This is a genomic window from Treponema sp. OMZ 855, from assembly GCF_024181145.1.
Lineage (GTDB): Bacteria > Spirochaetota > Spirochaetia > Treponematales > Treponemataceae > Treponema.
On the sequence record NZ_CP051194.1, the window covers coordinates 241,131 to 261,433 of the forward strand.

Consider the following 20,303-nt stretch of genomic DNA (forward strand, 5'->3'; position numbering starts at 1 on the left):
TCATCTTCGCCCCCAGAGCGCACTCGGCGCCTGTCCGTTAAAAACTTGCTCGGCGGCTCTGATAGCTTCTTTTGTTCCTGATGTCGGTAAGCCCAATGTTAACGCTGCTGCCTCCGCATATCGACCGGCCGCTTTTTGAATATCTGCATCCCGAAGGGCTGCCGTTCCTTGTACCGCTTTTTCAAAGGCAGGGTAAAGACTCGAGCTGCCGCGATAACTTGTCTTACCGGTAATGAGTTTTTCAGCCAAACTATTAACCATCCCGTTAATCACCGGTACACTGTCCGTCCCTTGCGTAAAGGCAAAGTAAATCGTTTTTTTAACCTTATCCGCCGTGTCAGGCTCATCATCGCCGCCGCCGAAACCTTCAGTTATAAGTCCCGTTATTATACCGGCAAGCGCATAACCTGTTACAATTCCTGCCGCCCGTTTGTATTGTTTGTTTTTAATAGCATTCGGTAAATCGTGGCGTAAGTTATTGTAGATAACGTTTAATGAACTTTGAAACTGCAATAGTAAACGCAACGCTTCTCCACCTTCACGGAATAGCGGGGCAAGTTCTTCCGCCCGTCCTGACGGTTGTGTACGGACTAACACATCATCAGCATAGCGGCTTGCGGCAAGGTCTATTTCATTGTCGGTTTTTGGCGTCTTTGCTTCCTTATTCGCTTCCGTAAGCCGCGCCGCTTCTTCCCGATACGCGGCAAGCCATCCGGGAGCAACGCAGGCTTTATCAATCATCTCAAGACCTTGCATCCCAAATTGCTGTACTTGGGTGAGCGCTTTACCTGCTTTCGTTTTTGCCTGTTTGGCAAGTTCTTCGGTAATGTTTTGCATCATATCAAAGCTACGGTCTTGCATCAGTTTTGAGCGGCTGTATATAAAGTCAACCATCTCTTTATGATGAAAAGCTAAATCACTTGCCGCCTTTGCATAGTGGAGAGGGTTTACGTACTGCATAAAAGGAGCGGGGCTTGAAATTCCCTGCTTAATAATCCCTGAAAGTTTAAAACCTAAATAAGCCGCGGCGGTATTGCCCCGGATAACGCGCAAGAGTTTATCGGAATCGGAGTACACCCTTCCTGCCGTCGGATCGATGATGGTATTAACCTGCTTATCAAGGTAGCGGACAGCCTCGCTTCCGTATGCGTTTTCAAGGGTGCGCCGGAAGTTTTTTGCTTCATAGCCTTTAATAACGCGGTTCAGTTTTTGTGCGTATGCATCGTATGCATAAAGGCGCTCGTTTGCTTCCACACTTGAAAAGTACGTTGTAAGCGCGGCAAGGTTTATCGGCATTTGATTGGCCTTTCCGATATCAATACGCGCCTTTGTCTGCCCTTTGCCAACGCCGTGCCGTGTACCGGTCGCATGTTCGCCGATAATCTTTTTTTGCGTCTGCCGCGCATCTTCTTCACCGGAAACCTCAAGCCGCTGCATCGGAAAGTAGTTATCCCGTATTTCAGTTACGGTGTTATTAACGGTGATGTTGTGCTCTCTCAAGCGCACCCCTTCTTTTTTGTATTCCGCTTGTAAATATTCTACAACCGCTTTTAACCGCGCATCGGCTGCCATGAGCCGCTCCGCTTCGGCAAGAACTGCGCTGTATCGTGCATCGGTAAAGGCATCTAATGCGCCGTAACTGTCGGAGGTTTTTGCCATATCGCGCTCCGCCTGCTCTGCAAAGTTTCCATACTGTACCGCCGCCCGGGATTTCTCATCAAAGCTTGCTAAGTATGCCCCCAGTATTTCTTGTGTCGTAAGGGTAAGGCTCTTTTGCTCCCGCTCTGCATAAAAGTTTTCAAACGTCTTTTTCTTCTCAAAGTCTGCAAGTGTTAAACCCTGCTTCTCTAAAAAGCTATTAAATGCCTCTACCCGTGTATCCCGTCCTGCTTTAAAGCGGCTATAACATTCCCGCTGTTCAAACTCAAGCATATCATACAAGGCGCCGCGCTTTCCGCCGTCAAGCATTTCGATAAACGCATACGGGCGCATTGCCGCATATTTTAACTTTCGCTTAAGCGCATCAAAGCCACCTTTCTTCTTCTTTTCATCCTCGCTCCACCCTGCATTATCGTCGCTATAACCTTTCGCGTCGCGTAATGTCTTGATAGAAGCATCCCGTATCCGCGCCGCTTCTGCCTGTTTCGCGGCTATTTTTGCCATGTACTTTTGTTTTCCCTCGCGGTGCTTTTCTTCTATCACCTGCGCTAAGGTGATAAGCTCATCAACCGTCCATTGCTTTAAGGGTTGGTGCTTTAATTTTGCGACAAGCGATTCAGGGAGAATCTTACTCACCGCCGTATCAATCGCTTCAGGCGTTAAGTCTGCCGTGTGCATATCTGAAAAGTTCTGTTCAGTTTTTGCATAAAGACCTAAGCTAAAAAACTTATTGCGGGTCGGGATAAGGCGGCGGGCTAACTTTTTATCGTCCGCCGTCCAGTCCTTAAAATCTTTTTTATCAAGGTTATTGATTAACTGCTTAAAATCCCCCTCTTTTCTTCGAGTGCTCATACGCGCTAACGTCTGTCGATATTCGCCGTTTGTTTTCCAAAGCGTATACGCTTCCCGGAGACGCTGTTCATCTGAATCAATGTTCGCATGTAAGGCTTTTTGTACCTTGTCTTTTAAAAACCATTGTACCGCGGCAAGCCCTTGCGCCTGCTCCGCATCGCAGGTTTTTAAACTAATCCGCTTCATAACCGCTTTTAATGCCACGTCTCGCGCCCTAATCGTGTCGGCTAATACCGCACGGGCGATCCGCTCATCTTTAATCTTCTTTTCAAGTGCTCCGATTCTTTTTGTGTCGTTGTGATTTTCCGCCTTTGCGTCGGCAAGTTCTGCTTCAAGCCCTTTAATGGTCTGATTTTTCGAACGCACAAGATCCTGAATATATTCAACATCCTCGCTTGTAATAGCCCCTTGCCGTACCCGCTGTTCAACATCTTCGTTATCGAGGGCGCGGATAAGCGCTTCCTTTTGGGTATTACTCATCTGTTCCAGTTTTAAATTTTCTAGCGTTACCGTTTTATAGGGGCGGCTTTTTAAGCGCGTCGTAATACGTGCATCGGTGGTATCGGCGTCCTGTACCCGTAAATCGGGGTGCTCCATAATGTCGGCATACAGGGAGCGGAACGAATGTGCGGCGTTTTGCATCTGGCCCCGGATATTTGCAATGGATTTTTCAGATGGCGCTTCTCCATGGAGCACTTTTGCAAGCGTGCCCTTCCACGAAAAGTTCCGCATCTCGCGGTATATCCGCTCTTGCTTGCGCTTTATATCTTCAAAGTGGGCACGCTCTGCCTCGTCTGCGGGAGTGTTCTGTTCAAAGTCAAATACGGAAAGTTCGGCCGCTTCTTTTAAAAAAGCGGTAAGTTTTTCATCATCTGCCATCTCTTCTAAAAAGCGCGCGTCATCGATATCGGCACGGCTTTGTGCTTCGGTTTGTGTTCGGCTTTCCGGATTCGCTTTTTCCGCCCAGCTGACACGCCCTTCCGTTGCCGCCTTGCTAAAGGATTCACTAAACGCCTTTTCTGCATCCGTAAGACTTCGTAACGCCGTGTATCCGTTAATTTCGGCAAAAATATTGCGGTATGCGGTAGTGTTTTGCATAATCGCATCCATCGCAAGGCGCTGCTGTTTTTCGGTAAAGGGTTTACCGTTACTGATGGCATAAGCGATAGAGGGAAGCACCCCGTCAAGATTTGCGGTAAGTTCTGCCGGTATCGCTCCTGCCTGTGCGGCGTCATTATACTGCCGTAAAAATGAGCGCAAGGCTTCTTTTTCGCTTGCTATCTTTAAAAAGGTTTCATCCTTTATCTTTTCGTTTTTGATATCCTTCTGTAATGCCGCTTCCAGCTCCTGCCCGATTGCATCGCGGAATGTTTTATCCGCCTTTGCCCGCTCCTCTGCGCTGGAATAAAAAAGCTTCCACGTTTGAGTGTCGGGGTCGCCGACGGTGATCACTTCTTCTATTGCTTCCTTTGCACGCTTTGCATCGGCGCTCTCGGCTACCTCGTCAAAAAACTCTTGTTCTACTTGAAAAAGTACATCGCCAAACTCTTTTAAGTTCCGCGCTTCTTGCGCCTGCATTTGCGTAAAAGCTTCATAACTCATTCGCGCTCGAGCGGCTTCCTTGCGCATCTTCTCTTTTATTTCGGTTTCGCTTAATGCCGGATTCTGCTCTTTGTAGGATTTAATCGCTTCTTTTTCATACTGTGCGGCATTTTGCGCAAGGTCGGCCGCCTTTGCTTTTGAAGCTTCGATGCTTTCCTGCGTCTTCTGCCGCGCCGCTTCCGTCGCCTGACGGTATGCCTCGTCTACTACCTCTTTTTTCGTTTCGGAAGCCTTGACGGCATCCGCCTTTTCTTGTACTGTATCGGTAACGGCGGCGGTTCCTTCGGGTGTCTGCGAAGGATTAAATTCGGTAACAGCAGAAAGGGTCTTACCTTTGCCGCTTCCTGTATTTTCTTCATACGCCGTTATAATCCATTGATTTTCCCCTTTTCCATTCCAGCCTTTTGTTAAACCTACTCTAAAACTCCTTCCGTCTTTTTCATAGGTGATGGTATTAACCCCGTTATTTTCCTTTAAAGTCCCTTTATCTACGATTTCCCCGATACCGTAAACAACGCCTTGTTCACCAGCTCCGAACGGTTCAAAATCGTTTAAGTGCTTTGCGATTATCTTTTGAAGTCCTATCTTCTCATTGCCCCAAACGACGTCAATATCTCCGATGTCTGCTCTGGTAAAGGCTCCAACAACCTGCCCTTTCTTTTCCTGTAAAACTTTTTCAATCGCTTCTATTCCCTTGTGATAATAATCCGTATAATTTTGGCCGAATTCTTTTATACTGCTGCGGTTGCGTTGTTCTGTTTGCTGTGCGTTTTGTTCTGCTTCCTGCAATACGCTTTTTTCTCCGGTTAAAAGCTCATCATAAACGGCGCGTATATCATTGTTTAAATGTACAAGCTCTTTTAAGCTCTGATAGATACGGGTTAAAAACTCCGCGGCCTTTTGAAATACCGACTGTAATTCCGCATTCGGCGCTTTTCCTTCGCGGAGGTACTGTTCAAAGCCGCGGGCAAATGCTTCTTCTTGGCTCCGCGTCCACTTGCCCTCTACAACGTCAAAGGCTTTCTCTGCGTCAAGTAAGAGGCTGCCTTGCAAGGTCTTACGTGCAATGTGTGCGGCTTCATGAACAAATGTACTAAAGTCCGCTTTCTCGCTCACATACACCAGCGCCTTAATGTCTCCCGAAAGCTCTTTAAACTCGCTCGCCCCCTTTATCTCTTTGGTGTGTATTCCTTCTTGCGCTGCAACGCCTGCCATATCGGCTGGCGGCGTATTGGTGATAACCGCTTCCCCGTAGTAGGTGTTAAGGTAGGTTTCCGTATCCATTCCTGCCCCGTGTGCAAGCGCGGTAAAAATACTTACTGCAGTATTGCGCTCCACGTCGGTAAGGTTCGGCATCGTCTCTTTTAGTCGTTCGTTAAGCTTTATCGCTGCGCGGCTGTCTGCTTCTTCTGTTCGGTCAGTAAAATACTGTAAGCCGCCTTGTTCCCCGCGCGGGTTTTCTGCAATCAGTTCCGCCTTTATCTTCTGGAGTACTTCCCCTTTCGGCTCCCAAACGATCTCCGCTCCGGTAAACTTTTCGCCGAAATCCCGCACAAACTCTTTTATAATAGACTCGTACGCATCGCTTTGCATCCGAACCTCGTTAATCGTTACCGTGTTCTTCTGCTTGTCAAATGAATAATAGATATGCCCGTAATCGTTATAGTCGGTCTGTTCGGTCGGGTTTCCGACAATGTATTCCCCTTTAATACTGCCGTTTTTTAACTCGTGCCGGTATCCTTCGCTTAAATAGAGGCGCTCTCCCGCCCGCACAACGTCCGCCGCTTTCCCGTACTTCTTTTCTTTTTTCTGTAAGCCCGCATCCGTCTCCTCGTAGACGGGCTTTCCTTCTGCATCGGTTTCGTAAACAACCCGCCCTGCGCTATCCCGTACCGTTTCCCCTTCAATGCGGGCATCGGGGGCAAGCCATTCTTCATAGCTTTTGGCCTTACTGTTTTGGAACTGCTCGCGCTCGTGCTGTTGCGAATCGTAATACTCGCTTAAATACTCATTTTTATCAGCTCCATTCAAACCCTCAAAAATTGAAAGGTTTTCAGCTTGCTTGATAAACGCTTCTTTTGAAGGATTGATAATCGATTCTTTTTTAATGTTCTTCGCTTCGGAAAATTGTGTCTTTCCGTTTATCACCGCGCCCGGGATTCCAAGGACAATAGAACCCGCCATACCGCCCTTAAAACTTTCCCACACGTTACCGGCAATCGTCCACGCATCCTCTGTTTCTACCCCTTCGCCCTGGAGCGCGGCGGCGGTCGCTTTTGTTCCGGCGCTTACCAATTCTTGTAATGCTTCTTCAACGCCCTCTTCAACCATCTCCCCGCCGTATTGCATTATAACCCGTGCAAGCGTCGGCAATACCCGCTGCGCGGTAAGCTTTTTTAGTACCTTACTCGTAACCGTATCGATCTTTAAACCCTTTGCCATAACCCCTGCGACATTCCCTAAGGAAGTTTCAATGCCCGCTTGTATGAACGCCGAGGTATTTGCAAGGTGTTCGGCAAGTTCTCGCTTTACTCCGGCCTTTCGCAACTCCCAGTATTCAAGGCCGTTTTGCATTGTCGTGGATATTCCGAAACCAACGACACCGCTTGCTAATGGGCTTGCAACGGAAGCTGCAAGAGAAGGGAGCAATACAGTAGAGGAGAAAGGAATAGTATTCGCTCCCGCCTTTAAAATATTTGTTACCCAACTGCGCGGAATTCTATCTTGTAATGAAAGATTTTTATCTTCCGCTTCCTTAAGCTGTTTCAAAAGTGATTGCACTTCTTTTTCATTTCCTGCTTTTTCTGCGATCATCAGACGATTACCCAGCATCGAAAGATTTAGGGTATTAACGCCGATTAAAAAACTGTCGGCGACTGCTTGAAAATTATTTTTGTAGGGAGTTGCCCCCGTGCCGATCCATTCTTTATTGATGGATTCAAGATTATTACTGACAAATTGCATCGGAAGATTAAAAGCGTCGGCGTATTTTACAATCGTTGCCAGTTTAAACATTTCTTCTTCCGGATTCTCCGACTGTGCAACAAGCGTATTCATCATTTCTAATTGCTTGTCGTTCAAGTCGATTAAGTAATGGTCTTTATATGCCGCTTTTGCCCGCTGCTTTTCCTGCATGTCTTCGCCGATTTTTTCCGGTGATAAAAAAGAAAAATCAATATTTTGCGGTTTTTGTTCCGGCCCGTTAAACATCGTATTTGGGTCGTTTGTAATATAGTGATAGCGCGTTTTACCGTGTCGGCTTGTGTTTTCCCCAAGAATCGTATCGTTTATGTCGCTCATTTATCGCCTCTCCTTTGTTGCCCTTCGCTCTAATTGCGCTCTCTTAGCCGAAATACCTGCATGCGTATATGTCCCGTTATAAATACCGCGTTCTTCTGCCAGTGTGATAAAATTATTTAAAATATGTAAAAGTGAAAAATCGCCGCGATCGGTTTCACGCCGCTCTTTTTCATACGCATCGATAAAGGTTACTTTATCGTATGGAGCTGTAAGCGATGCATAGCACGCTAAAACATCTTCTTTTGTTCCGTCTTTTAAGTGTTCAGGGATGCGCGATTCCATTGTCTTTTCAAATTCAGGAATAGTATTTTTAACCCTCTCGTATTCCGCTTTAGTACGTTGTTCCATTTGTGCGGTATCGGCACCGGTTTTGATTGCATTTTTTTGTACGCTTTTCTTTATGGTGCTAAAAAGCGCTTGTTTTTCAGGCGGTATCGTTTCGACATACGCCTTAAATGCATCGGAGACAGGTTTCTTTGCTCTATAATCCATATTCATCCGGTCGCCGAAATCGGCCATATCGTTTTGGAATTTTGCCGTGTTCTTTTCTTCTTTCTTCCGCTTATCCGCAACGGTACGGCCACTTTCAAGCGGTTCATAATACGATTTATTCCCCTCTTTTTTTACCCGCATAAAGGTAAGCGGCCGGTTACCCTCGTCATCTTCGACAACAACGCCATCAATACGTCCGCTCCCGGCATTTTCGGTCAAGTGAATTACTGAATTTTTCGCATCGACGACAAGACTGTATTTTGCTTGTGCTTCGTTAAGCGTAATACCGTCCCGCGCGGCAATATCATTCCATGTGTAATTGATAAGCTGTTCTTTATCTTCGCGCATCTTATCGGTTTCAATAGGACGTCCATGAACATCCTGTGTTTCAAATTTGCCTAGTGTGTCTAATAAAGCCCCTGCTTCTATTGCTTGCTTCCGATCTTCACCAATCCAGTGCTGTTTTACAGGGGCTGTTGCTTCTGTTTTTGCTTCTTCTTTTACCGCACTAAATTCATTTAATAAGTGTTGTCGCATATACTCATCGCGTGCTTGTTTTACGGCCTCAAGTTTCCACATACCACTTTCCTTGTCGACAAAATTAGACTTTAAAAGCTTTGTCGTAAGGTCTAAATAAAACCCGGATTGTAAAGTAGAAATAGCGATCTTTCCTTCCGCCGTATCGGCCTTTTTTCCCATTCTCGCGCGGGCAATGTTTTCAATATCCTGTTCATTGTTTTTTAAAAAAATTCTAATGTCCTGCGGGCAGTGTTTATCATCGAATAGTTTAGCGCTTACAACGTCTTTTAATCCTGCAAGTTTATAACGCATTTCAACTTCGCTCACCCCAGCGGCTTTTGCCATTTGCGGAATCATATCGTCATTGTAATGGTTGATAATATCTATTGCGCTAAAATATTTCTTCTCCCCTGTCGGTGTTCCGTCTTTCTTTAAAACAGCATACCCGTTCTTTAATTGTTCTATAATAACTTCTGCAAGGTCGTTTACGTCTAATTTTGCTAAAAAACCGAACGCAGAAGCGCCGCCGCCTTTTAAGTATTTATCTTGCTCGCTTAAAAAATCAACAAGCTCTTTTGTCTTACTTTCGGAGAATGGACGGCTTAAGGCGGTTTTATCCTTCGCAATGGCGCTATTTATATCGTTTAAAAGCTGTTTCGCAAGCGGAACGGCGGCGCCATAGCTTTCAAGCACCGACTTTTTTAATAAATCATTATACCGTTGCGTAATAGAATTTTGATTGCGCTCCTGCTTGTAATGTATTTTAGTAGTGTAGTAGTCGGTCGCGCTCTCTTGCACTTGTTTTTTCAACTCTTTTGAATACACCGTTTGATTATTTAAAAGTGTCAATTGCGACGTGTCAGCCCGTATCCCATCTAATACCGCTTCCATGTCTTCTCCGTTATCAAGGGCGGTAAAAGCCTTTTCTTCCATCGTGTGCAAAAGGAGCTGCTTGCCGACTTTTTGTAAGTCGCTATTAAGGTTCTCGTAGCTTCTCCCTTCATACTGATAAAGTGTTAAGAGCGCCTTTTGCGCATCGGCGGCTTTTTGTTCGGTAACACTGATAGTCCTTCCGGTTTCGTCCGTTGTTTCGGTATAACCCGCGCTTTCGATAATGTCCGTAATATTGTTAAAGGTATTAACCGTATTAAATTCGGCTAATTTTGCCCGCTGGTATCCTGCAATCTTTATGCTTTGTGCACTGTGTAAATCTTTATACTGCATGTCATACAGGCGCCGAGCAAAAGGACTAGATAAGCCTTTCGTTACATTGTTGTATATTTCCTTACTCTTATTCTCCCAGTCAGTGCGGAAATTTTCAAAATCATTTCGATACTGTAAATCGATTAAATACTGATTGAACTGTTCTGCCGCCTGCGTCTTTGCACTTTGCAATTCTACTTCCGCCTTTAATCTATTTTGCCTATCAAATTCATCTAAAATCGTTCCTGTCGCTCCGGCTACTGCCTGAAACGCATCAAAAATACCGTACTGTCCCATACTCTTTTTTCTCCCCCTTTTTTTTAACCAAACATAAACCCGAACGGGTCTTTATACCGCCGTGCGCTTAACGCATTCGACCGTTGAAAATCAGAAAAAAGATTTCCTATACCGCCCGCTTTTCCTGCATTCATTGCAGCGGTATCTAATCCGGCAGAACCGCCGCCACCCCAGTTTTGGGCAAAATTCGCAATCTTTGAGCCGAGTTGAGCACCGGTGGTAAGTCCTTGCGCCGCATCATGAATCCCGTCCATCCACGTATACGCCGCCCTGTCATACGCACGGCGTAATGCCGCTTGTTTAAAGTCGCCGCCTAAATTCTGTAAATCGATACTGCCTTGTAAGTCTGCCCGGCGGTTGCTTATCTTTTGATGAAATAAATTAACCGCTCTTCCTCCTTCGGAGTAGTCATCCCTTAGTTGCTTTGCATCCCGAAAAGCCTTATTTGCCTGGTCTCGCTCTTCATCAATGCCGAACATGCCTCTTTTAAGATTAGTAAATGCCTGCATCAAATTTATGTCCTTTTGATTCTCCCTTTGGCGGTTCATAAGGTCGAGGTCTTGATTAAAGTTCTCTTCGTTTTGCTTTAAAAGCTGTTCGGCGCTGTTTGCCCCGTGCCGCGCTCCGCTCATGCCGAGCGCTGTTTGCTGTGCCCCTTGCCGGTTTAAAAAGTTTTGCTTTCCGCGTTGTTGCTGTAGCAAGAGGCTTTCATCTTCCATGTTATTTTTTTGCATTGCTAAGTTAAATGCGCGGCCGGTCAGTGTTTCGTTAAGGTCGGCGCGCATATCAATACGCTCGCCTTGATGTTTTATATCATCACTTTTTCTAAATGCGTCCTCTTTTTCAATATTAAAAACGCTGGTAGCATATTCTATTTCCCGTTCTGCGCGTGCTTTTTGTTCGGCTATTTGCGCTTCTCGCATTTTGCGCTCTTGTTCTTGTTGCGCCCATATTTCCTCTTGTCTTTCTTGTGCGCGGCTGACACCTTGAAAAATACTAAACCCCGCCCCAAGTACCCCAAATATCGCACTAAGCGCTGCCAATACTCCCATCAATGACCTCCTCTTACGCAAGTTCCGCGTTCACAGCTAAAATCGTGCAGCGTTCGCACTTTTCCATCCGTAACTTAAAAAATACATCACGTTCAAAGCCGCCTTGTACCGGCACCTTTTCTACTCCCGTAAATGGCTCATCTTTGTAAATCGTTTGCTCCGGCGTATCGGCTTGCGAAACAAGCGGTAAATACGAATCTAAAAAGCGAACGGAAAGGCTTACAATCCGCTTTTTATTATTTTCACTCGAATTGATCACCGGTAAACTTTCTACAACCGACTCATACGGATAGCCGATATACATTTCTTTAGAAAAATCTTTGTACTTCTCTGGCAGCGCCTCTAACGTAAAAAGCTCTCTATTTTCTCTGACATAAACGCTTGCCATTCGATACTGACTCTCGTCCGTCTCGCTTGTGTATGCACAATATGAATCAAGGTAGACGGCTTCCCCGCCTGCCTTTTCTTCCGTAAGGCATTCCAAATAGTAGACGCCCGCTCTTTCAACCGACAGGTATAATTCATCATAGCCGCCCTCTCCCGGTATTGTTGCGATATTAGTAACCTTTCCATTTTTAAGAATAATCCGGCTCCATGCGGCGCATCCGATATCTTTGTCATACAGTAGTACGCAGACCGTGCCATCTTCACGGTTTACAAAAATGCGCGGGCTTGCCGTATTGGTATAGTCAAAATCAACGGCCGCGCTTTCGGCTAAAAGGTGATTTGCCGCCTGTGTTACATCAATTGATTTATACGTCCGCTCTTGAAAATCAAAGCTATAATCCCTCACCGTATGCCCGCCTTGCCCGATATAAAGTACGGTTCGCCCGATAAGCGCGGCTTGCGTATCAGAAACCCCATACCGGCTCTGGAGCTGTACTTGCACCTGTTGCGCGTTCACTCCTTCGGGGATTACCCATTCGGAGCATTCGGTTCCGACAATTAAATCTTTCGCACACGCAAGCCATTTAATCGCATCATTTTTATCACTGGCAAGTTCAAGATAGAACGCATGGGCGGGGCTCGTTACATTGTTAATTTTTTCTATATTTTTATAATCTTCACTTGCAGGACTTTCGGGGTTCTTCCATAAATGAATAGAAAGCACCATATCCTCTTTATCTTCCGTTACCGCATTGGTAAGCGTCATGGTATCGCTCGTAACAGAAGCAACCTTCGTACCGCTCGGCACTCCCTTGTGCCCGGAGACATAGTAATCGGTAATATTCGTGATACCGGTAAAATCTTTCGTTACTGCGGTCAGTGTTGCGCTTCCCTTTGTAGCTTTTGCACTGAATACCCGTAAATCAGCTCTTTTTAATTGAGTAGATGAAGATACAACCGTATCAAAGTAGGTAAAGTTTTCATAATCAAAAACCTTGCTTGCCCATATTCGCTGCGGCTGTTTGATGGTGCTCGCTAAAAAAAGACGGCCTGAAAAAAGGGCGACGCAGGCAGGGTATTCATCAGGCGCTTGAAACGGCACTTCGTGGGCATTGCCGGTAATGTTGAGCGTCCCAAGACTGAAACTGTCCCCGCCCTGCCATGTAATAACATACGGCCGGTAGTGCCGGTGGGTAAGATAGAGTCGGTCATAGGTCTGTACATATTGAAGCGCTTCCAGTTCCGCGCTCTTATAAAGCGGTAAATCAGGGGTTGGTAAAAACTCAATCGGGTAGCCGCTATGGGTTAAAAGCGCTCCGTTCTTCCATATCCTAATATACTCCGCACCAAATTCAAAAAGAAAAGAAAGCGATGTATTAACGATAAACGGAATAAGCCGCGCCTTTCCCTTGAGCCGCCCTATCCGCTTTGTTCCGCTTCGGCGGGTAATACCGCCTTGCGTCAGAATAGTAAAATTTTCAAGCCGTGATACGCTTTTCTGATACAGCGGTAAATCAATACGCCCGTAAAGGTTTTTACTCACTTCCCCACCTGCAAAATTCGTAATTAACATTTCTTTTATTCCTGATCTTCTCAAACCTTCCGCCAAGGATGGCGGTGTATCAAACACTGAGCGAGTTTTAGGCTGTAAGGCCTAAAACTCGAGGTTAAACATTGTACAAGGATGTGCAATGTTTAACCGATCCACCATTGTTTCCCCTTCTTTTTTCCGGCGCTTAACGTCTTGGAATTGCGGTATCCTGCCGCCTCAATCATTGCCGCTTCCTGTAATAGCATCCGGTGTAAATCCGGTTCTCCTGAAAGTTCAAGGGCAAACTTACTCGCTAAGCGTAGTTCAAACGCTTGATAAAACATTGCTTCATATTCAGGCGGCGCATAATCGGGAAAATCCTCATCAGGATTCCCCGTTCCTTCCGCAAGGCGGCCGTTCGTAACGTACACTAATACCGGTTCATTTGAATCGGTATAAAGGATATTCCCTTCAACGATATAAAAACTCTTGTCGGTAAGCTCTATAATCTTTCCGCAATCAATCGGAAGCCGATAGGCCCCTGCAAAATCGGTATAGTTATCGATAGCCGCTTTTTCTAACCCCCTTCGTTTTTTACCGCTCGTCCAGCTGGCAGTCTCTAAACTTTCAAGCATCGTGGTAAGATAAAATTTTTTTACCATCAGGTACGCTTTCGAAGAAGTGTCGGCGCTATCGAGTTCACTTTGTCCTACTGCCGCAAGCGCTCTATTTGCTAATGCTCGGTCTATATTCATCATCTACTCCATCTTGCTCGGTATCGAGAAAAAAAGAGGCTTAGACAGGCTTTGCTGCCCAAAAATGGAGGGAAAAAAGCAACGCAAGCCCGTAAAGCCTCTAGAAAAAATCCTTAAAAAAAAGATGAGCGTTACGCTTCTTCCACCGCTTCAAAAAAATCCGGCACGTTCTCTGTCGTCGTGAGGATATCTCCTTCGCGGTAATACTGTCCGTTAAAGGTACAGCGCGTCTTACACACGTAGGTGGTAGCTTTCCCGTTATTGCTGTTGCCCGCTCCGCTTGTCTGCGGATTCCCGGCGGCGGCTTTAATCGCTGCTTCTTTTTCGGCTAATCTCTTTTTATCCGCTTCCAGCTCCTCACGTTCTTTGGCAAGCGCCGCTTTTTCCGCTTCAATGGCCGCCTTTTCTTGCGTAAGCGTATTCGCATCCGGCACCCCGGAATCCGGCGTGTGCGGAGCTCCTTCACCGCCTGCATCGCCGCCGCCTGATTCGCTTTCGGCGATAATATCTTCAATCTGGTCTTCCGTTAAAAGCGGGTTTTCCGCTCTCATCTTCTCTTTCATCTTTTCAAGCTCTTTCTTATTCATGCAGGACGCTCCTTTTAAATCCGTGCTTCTGTGTTTAAAATGGCATGAACCTTCCCCTTCGTGAACGTTCCCGCCGCTTGGTATTTCAAGCGGATAAACCGGCGCATCCCTTTCGGAATGGCAAGGGAATAAAACACGTCTTCCCCCTTCGCCTTTAATTGTGCCGCTTGGAAAGTCGGGGACGTGAGCTTATCGGTATAGCTTGCCCCGTCTGCGCTGTCTTGCAACACAAAGGTAAGCGACGTACCGCCGGTAAAATCTTCTTTAATTCTGATGTCGATTGTCTTCCCTTCAGCACTGCACTTTTCTACGCCGAAATCAAGCGCGTTCTCACTTTCCGCACTCGTCGTAATTGCCTGATTTTCAGAAAATTCAAGCCGTTTATCCAAATACAAATTAGTCATCTTTAGTACCCCTTTGAAAAAAATGTAAAACTCACGCAATGGGTAACGGCTTTAAATTACCCATTACCCATTACCAATTAGACAAGCGCTTGCTCCGTCGAAAGGATGGCGTCCACTCTCCGGCAGCGTCCCTTTCTAATGTGTGTAATCAATTCGCCCCACGGGTCTGTACTCGTAAAGACGGCATTGCCTTTACTCCATGCCGCCTTATCGATTTTAACGAGGGCGTCTTGATTGGAGTAAATCGCAATCGTTTGCGCTCCTGCGGGCAGGCGGATCATCGCTTCAAGGATAAGTTCGACAATCTTATCCCCGCTGGTAGTCTGGTCGATGTTACAGATGCGCTTTACCGCGTCCGGGTGTGCAACCGAAAGCCCGTAATGCGTGGAGAAAAACTGCACGTAGGCAGGCATAACGCGCCCGCCTTCCATCGGCCAATTTTGTACGCCCATGTCATCGGTTTTAATCCCGCAATCGCTTCTGCCTTTGGGGTAAATTAAATGCGTAAAGCCGCGGCCGAGTGCGCAGACATAAATCGACGTACAGCGGTTCCCCGTTCCTCCTGCGTTGATAACGTTCTTGTTTGCTAAATCGCTTAAGCGAACCGCAAAGCCGTTAATCTCTGCTTCATTGCGGGCATTGTTGCCATAAATAAGCTCTTCCGCCTGTGTCTGTCCCATACCGGCCAAGAACGCTTGTGCCTCGCTTTCGCGTAACGATTTTACATTTCCCGAATGCTCCGCAAGGTCTTTATCAACGATGCTATAATCTTCAAGCATCGTAATGCGGTCTTGCTTCGTATCTGTCGTGGTCGCTCCCGGTTTAATACCCTCGTTGTATTTACGGTGCGTTCCACCCCGCAGTGAGGTACGTACAATCGTGTTATGTACGGTGCCGTCATTTGCTTCCAATACCGGCATATCTTTTAATATTTCATTCGTCTGGCTTAAAAGTTCGACGATATGAAACCCGTCTTGATTGCCGCTTCTGCGCATAACCTCAAGCGCCGTAAGCTGGTCTGTCATACTTAACGTAGGCATATACTACTCCTTATCAATCTATGTGCCAAAAAATGAAAACGTGCCGCCGTCCCGCGCGGGTGTAATGCCGCCGGTCAGTGCTTTACCGTCTCCCAGTACCGTGCGGCTTTCTCCGAGCGCCTCTCCGATTTTGATAAACATTTTTACAAAATCGGGATGATAGGCTAATCCCGTTTGTTCCAATTGTGAAAAGACGGGAGCAGAACCGAACGCCTTAAGCCCTTTCGTATACAGCTCCATCTTTTCACTGACCTTGTTTCCAAATTCTTTTTTTAATGCGGCGTCAGACTCTTCGGCCTGCTTTTTTACCGCTTTGGCAAGCTGTGCCTGCTGATCTTCCCCGATTTTATGGAAGAACGCATAAAGGCTTTTTGCCTGCGCATCGGAAAGGTTTGCTTCATACGCCGCCTCAGCAAAGCGTTTTTCTGCGTCCCATTCCTGCTTAAAGCCGTATTTATCGGCCGCGTCGGGCTTGCCAAGCTTTTTATAAAAAGCGTCAAGTTCTTCCTTCGTGGCTTTCTCTCCGGGTAACGTGTGCATACTACCGAGCTTTTTTTCAAGTTCGATATAAGAAGAAGCAAGGCTTGAAATATCTTCAAACTTTGCTAACGCCTTTACCACGTCCTTATTCTCCTTGAGTTCCTTCGATAGCTGCGCTCCCCATGCTTTAAGCTCTGCCGGTTCGGCTACTGTCTGCTCCGGTGCGTTTCCGTTCGCTCCTTGCGCGGTCGAATTTTTCAAAGCGTCTCCGCCTTTCGCCTCTCCCGCTTTTGCGTCATTAAACGCGCCGGTAAGGGAAGTGCCGGTGATGCCTGTGCCGCTTCCTGCATTCCCCGCACCCTGTGGACTTTGATTTCCAGTATTCTGATCTAATGCGTCCATATCCGTTTACTCCTTTTTAAGGTTTCTCGCGCGTCTTTGATAAGGTTAGTGAAGGTTTGATAAGATGGCATCCGTGATGGAAAGCGTCTTTTTTATTCCCAATCGTTCCCTTATAAAAAACTTCGCATATTCGCATAACGCTTTTTCAGCGTCGCTTGTTGCCGCATCAAAATAGTAAAGGTCTTTTAAAAGTGCATTAAATACGATTTTGCCGTCTGCGCTTTTAAATACTCTTTTGAATGTTTTTTGTAATTCTTCGTATTGCTCTTCGCGCTTCGCTGTCTCAAAGCCCGGCAGTTCGCACCGTCCTTTATTGCGCTCCATCGTCTGCTTCTCCTCCCAGTCCCGTCTGTAATTGTTCGGAGAGCTCCTGTATTGGGCTTCCCTCTCGTACCGGCTCATTTAATTTGTCATAATTTCCCATCAGCGCTTCTTGCTGTTGTTGCATTGCCTGCATCTGCATTGCTTGCATTTGTGCTTCCGCCCTCGCTTGCCGCATCTTTTGTACTTCTTCTTCCTCTCTGATAGCCGTTTGCGGAAAGCCGTTTGTTTCAAGCACATTCTTTAAAAGCGCATCTCCGTTAATGTAGTCAACGCTTTCGGGGGATAATCGAAGAACCGGCTGCGCAAGCATTAAACTCATCTGCACTCCGCCTGACTGGTGGTGTTTCTTCTGCGCTTGCGCTAAAGGTCCGATAAAATCGATATTCAAGCTTGCCCCGGAATTATTTAAAATGGCAGGCGTTTCCGGTAGTCTCCCTTGCCGGTACATGATGTTAAAGGTACGCCTGACAATTTCAGAAAGCGCCTTATTTTGATTGACGATAAGCGAGGTTAGCATCGCGGCCTTTTCGCCCTGTAGTTCTACTACTTCCGTCGCCGTCTTTTGTGCTTCTTGCGCCTGTAACATCAGCATAAAATCAACGTTGAATTTGTCTTTAATCCGAGCTTCAATATCCCGCACGGTATCAAGCGTGATAGGAAAGTTCGCACCGATATTGATCGGCATCATAATTTCATCGGGGCTTTCATAGTAGTTAAATCCGGCAGGTACGACACTTTCTACGCCGCGCATACTGTCAGGTACGTTCATCGGGGGTTCTGCAGCAAGCTGCGCAAGCTTTAGCCGCGCTTCTTCTGCCTTGTTTAAAAGCCGCATATCGGGAATAGCTTTGCGCGCGGGGCTATCCCCGTATGCACTTGCCGTAATGCGCTCCCAAATAAAAACGCTGTACGGCAATTCGTGGTATCCTGACTCCTCAAGGATTTTATCCCCGTCCATATCAACGTAATAACTTGCATACGCCATGTTTTTATCGTCGAGTTTATCGCTGTCGTAATTCTCGCGCGGAAAAACCGCATGAAGGATTTTTATTTCCTTTTGCTTTCCTTGCGCATCTTCATAATCTTTGCGGATGGTATCGCTGACATTTTCTAAACCGAAACGCGCAACAATATTTTTTACCGTCATGGAAAAATACCGACACACCGTATCGATGTCCCCGTATTCATTTGTTGCGATATATACTTCCGGCGCAGAAACCGTCATAAAGCGGATGGCTGTCTCTTTTTTCTCATCGATAAGCATTACCCCATGCCCGAACAGGGCGGCGTTACTGATAAAAGCGGGCGCTTCCGTGTAAAGATTGTTGCGGTTAAATTCTTCGTACAGCGCTTTTTCTGCATTCTCAAGCCAATCCTTCACCCCCGTATAATCGAGCATCGACGAATCGCTTAAAGAAAGTTTAAGCCATGTAACATTCGGGCTTATGGTATACCCCATTAAACCCGACACGAGTTTATCAAGGTATTCTGCAGGCCGTCCCGTATGCCGCTTCGGCCGCTTTACCTCATCGCGCACTTCTTCCCAATCGAAGTTCTTGCTTCCGATGTAGGTAGTAACGTCCTGCCATTCCCCCTCGTGTACTTTACGCTTTGTTTTAAGATGTTCAAAAAGCGTTTTAATGTCGCTTAAAACCTCTTTTTCATCCTTTTTCGCTTCTGCCATAATGGCATTCTAAAATGGAGCTTTTGATTTTGTTATATAACTTTTTAAAAATATTTCTTTTCAGTTTCGATAATTACGCATACGGATCCCATCCGGCGCTTTTCGCTTTTTTACTTGCGAAGCTCCATTGTCCGCTCTGTTTTTGCAATGCCCTTGCAGGATGCCGCGCATACTCGCTCATAATTGCATAGCGCGTCTCATCGTAGATATGGTCTTCCATCGCAGTATCAATATCTTCCGGGTGCGCTTTACTCGGCAAAAGAAGCGGTATTGTGCGGATAAAATCAAAGCAGGTGTCAAAAACCAAAAGCATCGGCTGACCGTCCTCACCCTTTGTCTTTAATAGCTGATGAAGCTGCATCTTTCCGTTGATGCGCTCGTTATTTGCTTTTATCATTTTCCAACCGACCGCTTCAAACTTTTCAGCAATGCTCGCTTCTTTGTCGGTTTTACTCCATACTGCGGGGTCTGCTACCATCACCGTAACTCCTTCCGCTACGGAAAGCGCATAAGCTTCTTTTGCCACTTCGCTCGCGCTTTTTTTTACTCCCTTGTTCGCTTCTCCTTTTTCGCAGCCGTAAAGCTCGCGGTACCGTATCATCCGCCCCTCGTTATTGACCGCCCACCACCCGATACTAAAGGGCTTCGCGTACCCCCAGTCCATTGCGCAAAATTTAAACCATTGCCCGCTCTCTAAGGCAAAAGGCTTAATAACATGTTCTTCGCGTCTGAATTCTTCAAACGCCGCCCCTGCGACAATGTCCCAGTTGCCGCGCCGTAATGCTTCATAGAGGTACCGCGGCAAAAGGGTTAAGTTCTTTTCATATTCGGGATCGTTTTTCATCAAAATACGGTTATCATCTAAAAGGCTCGGAATAAAACAGCGACTGCGCCCCATCTCATCGGTATATATCGTGTTCGGCTTTTTCCCATCGATAAAGCGCATTTTTATCCAGCTGTGCCCGACTCCTCCGGGGTTTCCGGTCGCTCGCATATAGCATTTAAGCCCCGCCGCACTCCGCAAGCGGCTAATCATGTAAAGGTAACAATAATCGGTTGCATAGTTACCGAGCTCATCAAAGCCACACCAAGTATACTGGTGTCCTTGATAGCTTCCGACATCATCGTCGCGCTCTAAATAGCGCAAGCGCAAAAAGGAACCGGTTGGAAAGGTAAAAACATTTTCAGTTTTATGATAGTGCGCCCCAAGCGGCGTATAAAGTTCTTTTGCCCTGATAATCAGCTCTTCAAGCTCTTTATACGTCCTCCTGAATAGTATTCCCCTCCACGCACCGCGCCCTTCATTACAACCGGCTAGAAAGTCCATAAGCAAGAAATCACTTTTACCCCCTCCTGCCGCTCCCCCGTAAAAAAGTTCAAACGCAGGACACGAAAGGGCAAGCTGCTGCTTCGGCTGCGGTTCCCAGAGAATCATAAGTAGTCGCAACAGCCCTGATTGTCGGCTATGATTTCTCTTTCTTGTGCAATGGCAAGATATTTTTCCATTGCTTCAACATCTTGCCTTTCAATACTCTTTAAAACATCATACCATTCAGTTAAAGAAAAGAAGTGCTCATAGTCTGGCAAGTCTCTCATAAGGTCTTTTTTATAGACGTATTGTGCTTTTTTTAAGCAGCTTGCGCATAATCTCATAGCAGACGTCCATTCAAAGCGCTTTGCTACATATCTTTCGCATTCTGTGCAATATCCGCTCGGTAATTCAAGAACCATTT

Annotated in this window: 13 protein-coding genes; all 13 read right to left on the minus strand. The window is 46.3% G+C overall.

The window, feature by feature from the left end; genetic code table 11:
* Nucleotides 1-7,413: a putative barnase/colicin E5 family endoribonuclease gene (locus E4N65_RS01300; protein WP_253673689.1), complete on the minus strand. Its 7,413-nt coding sequence runs from the start codon at nucleotides 7,411-7,413 to the stop codon at nucleotides 1-3.
* Complete coding sequence (locus tag E4N65_RS01305) at nucleotides 7,414-9,924, minus strand: hypothetical protein (protein WP_253673690.1); 2,511 nt, start codon at nucleotides 9,922-9,924, stop codon at nucleotides 7,414-7,416.
* Nucleotides 9,925-9,947: 23 nt separating this feature from the next.
* Nucleotides 9,948-10,976 carry a hypothetical protein gene (locus E4N65_RS01310; RefSeq protein WP_253673691.1) on the minus strand — a complete coding sequence of 343 codons (1,029 nt, stop codon included), beginning with the start codon at nucleotides 10,974-10,976 and terminating at the stop codon, nucleotides 9,948-9,950.
* 13 nt (nucleotides 10,977-10,989) lie between these two features.
* Complete coding sequence (locus tag E4N65_RS01315) at nucleotides 10,990-12,936, minus strand: phage tail protein (protein WP_253673692.1); 1,947 nt, start codon at nucleotides 12,934-12,936, stop codon at nucleotides 10,990-10,992.
* Between the two features lie 122 nt (nucleotides 12,937-13,058).
* Nucleotides 13,059-13,652 carry a phage connector family protein gene (locus E4N65_RS01320; protein WP_253673694.1) on the minus strand — a complete coding sequence of 198 codons (594 nt, stop codon included), beginning with the start codon at nucleotides 13,650-13,652 and terminating at the stop codon, nucleotides 13,059-13,061.
* Nucleotides 13,653-13,780: 128 nt separating this feature from the next.
* Nucleotides 13,781-14,236: a hypothetical protein gene (locus E4N65_RS01325; protein WP_253673696.1), complete on the minus strand. Its 456-nt coding sequence runs from the start codon at nucleotides 14,234-14,236 to the stop codon at nucleotides 13,781-13,783.
* A 14-nt stretch (nucleotides 14,237-14,250) separates the two neighbouring features.
* Nucleotides 14,251-14,640, minus strand: a complete 390-nt coding sequence (locus E4N65_RS01330; protein WP_253673698.1) for a Bbp16 family capsid cement protein — start codon at nucleotides 14,638-14,640, stop codon at nucleotides 14,251-14,253.
* A 77-nt stretch (nucleotides 14,641-14,717) separates the two neighbouring features.
* Nucleotides 14,718-15,680: a major capsid protein gene (locus tag E4N65_RS01335; protein WP_253673700.1), complete on the minus strand. Its 963-nt coding sequence runs from the start codon at nucleotides 15,678-15,680 to the stop codon at nucleotides 14,718-14,720.
* 18 nt (nucleotides 15,681-15,698) lie between these two features.
* Nucleotides 15,699-16,562: a hypothetical protein gene (locus E4N65_RS01340; RefSeq protein ID WP_253673702.1), complete on the minus strand. Its 864-nt coding sequence runs from the start codon at nucleotides 16,560-16,562 to the stop codon at nucleotides 15,699-15,701.
* A gap of 45 nt (nucleotides 16,563-16,607) precedes the next feature.
* On the minus strand, nucleotides 16,608-16,886 hold the full coding sequence (locus E4N65_RS01345) for a hypothetical protein (protein WP_253673704.1): 279 nt from the start codon (nucleotides 16,884-16,886) through the stop codon (nucleotides 16,608-16,610).
* Nucleotides 16,873-18,570, minus strand: a complete 1,698-nt coding sequence (locus tag E4N65_RS01350) for a portal protein (protein ID WP_253673706.1) — start codon at nucleotides 18,568-18,570, stop codon at nucleotides 16,873-16,875. Before E4N65_RS01350 ends, E4N65_RS01345 begins: the two co-directional genes overlap by 14 nt.
* Nucleotides 18,571-18,643: 73 nt before the next feature.
* Nucleotides 18,644-20,005 (minus strand): terminase family protein, encoded by a 1,362-nt coding sequence (locus tag E4N65_RS01355; RefSeq protein ID WP_253673708.1) that lies wholly within the window; start codon nucleotides 20,003-20,005, stop codon nucleotides 18,644-18,646.
* Nucleotides 20,002-20,301 (minus strand): hypothetical protein, encoded by a 300-nt coding sequence (locus tag E4N65_RS01360; RefSeq protein ID WP_253673710.1) that lies wholly within the window; start codon nucleotides 20,299-20,301, stop codon nucleotides 20,002-20,004. The genes E4N65_RS01355 and E4N65_RS01360 overlap by 4 nt, the downstream gene beginning before the upstream one ends.
* Nucleotides 20,302-20,303: the final 2 nt, after the last annotated feature.

What these genes read in the sequence shown, in the direction of transcription:
- E4N65_RS01310 (WP_253673691.1), bottom strand. Translation starts at nt 10,976, where the DNA reads ATGGGAGTATTGGCAGCGCTTAGTGCGATATTTGGGGTACTTGGGGCG.
- E4N65_RS01300 (WP_253673689.1), bottom strand. Translation starts at nt 7,413, where the DNA reads ATGAGCGACATAAACGATACGATTCTTGGGGAAAACACAAGCCGACAC.
- E4N65_RS01335 (WP_253673700.1), bottom strand. Translation starts at nt 15,680, where the DNA reads ATGCCTACGTTAAGTATGACAGACCAGCTTACGGCGCTTGAGGTTATG.
- E4N65_RS01330 (WP_253673698.1), bottom strand. Translation starts at nt 14,640, where the DNA reads ATGACTAATTTGTATTTGGATAAACGGCTTGAATTTTCTGAAAATCAG.
- E4N65_RS01350 (WP_253673706.1), bottom strand. Translation starts at nt 18,570, where the DNA reads ATGGCAGAAGCGAAAAAGGATGAAAAAGAGGTTTTAAGCGACATTAAA.
- E4N65_RS01340 (WP_253673702.1), bottom strand. Translation starts at nt 16,562, where the DNA reads ATGGACGCATTAGATCAGAATACTGGAAATCAAAGTCCACAGGGTGCG.
- E4N65_RS01360 (WP_253673710.1), bottom strand. Translation starts at nt 20,301, where the DNA reads ATGGTTCTTGAATTACCGAGCGGATATTGCACAGAATGCGAAAGATAT.
- E4N65_RS01315 (WP_253673692.1), bottom strand. Translation starts at nt 12,936, where the DNA reads ATGTTAATTACGAATTTTGCAGGTGGGGAAGTGAGTAAAAACCTTTAC.
- E4N65_RS01325 (WP_253673696.1), bottom strand. Translation starts at nt 14,236, where the DNA reads ATGAATAAGAAAGAGCTTGAAAAGATGAAAGAGAAGATGAGAGCGGAA.
- E4N65_RS01345 (WP_253673704.1), bottom strand. Translation starts at nt 16,886, where the DNA reads ATGGAGCGCAATAAAGGACGGTGCGAACTGCCGGGCTTTGAGACAGCG.
- E4N65_RS01320 (WP_253673694.1), bottom strand. Translation starts at nt 13,652, where the DNA reads ATGATGAATATAGACCGAGCATTAGCAAATAGAGCGCTTGCGGCAGTA.
- E4N65_RS01355 (WP_253673708.1), bottom strand. Translation starts at nt 20,005, where the DNA reads ATGATTCTCTGGGAACCGCAGCCGAAGCAGCAGCTTGCCCTTTCGTGT.
- E4N65_RS01305 (WP_253673690.1), bottom strand. Translation starts at nt 9,924, where the DNA reads ATGGGACAGTACGGTATTTTTGATGCGTTTCAGGCAGTAGCCGGAGCG.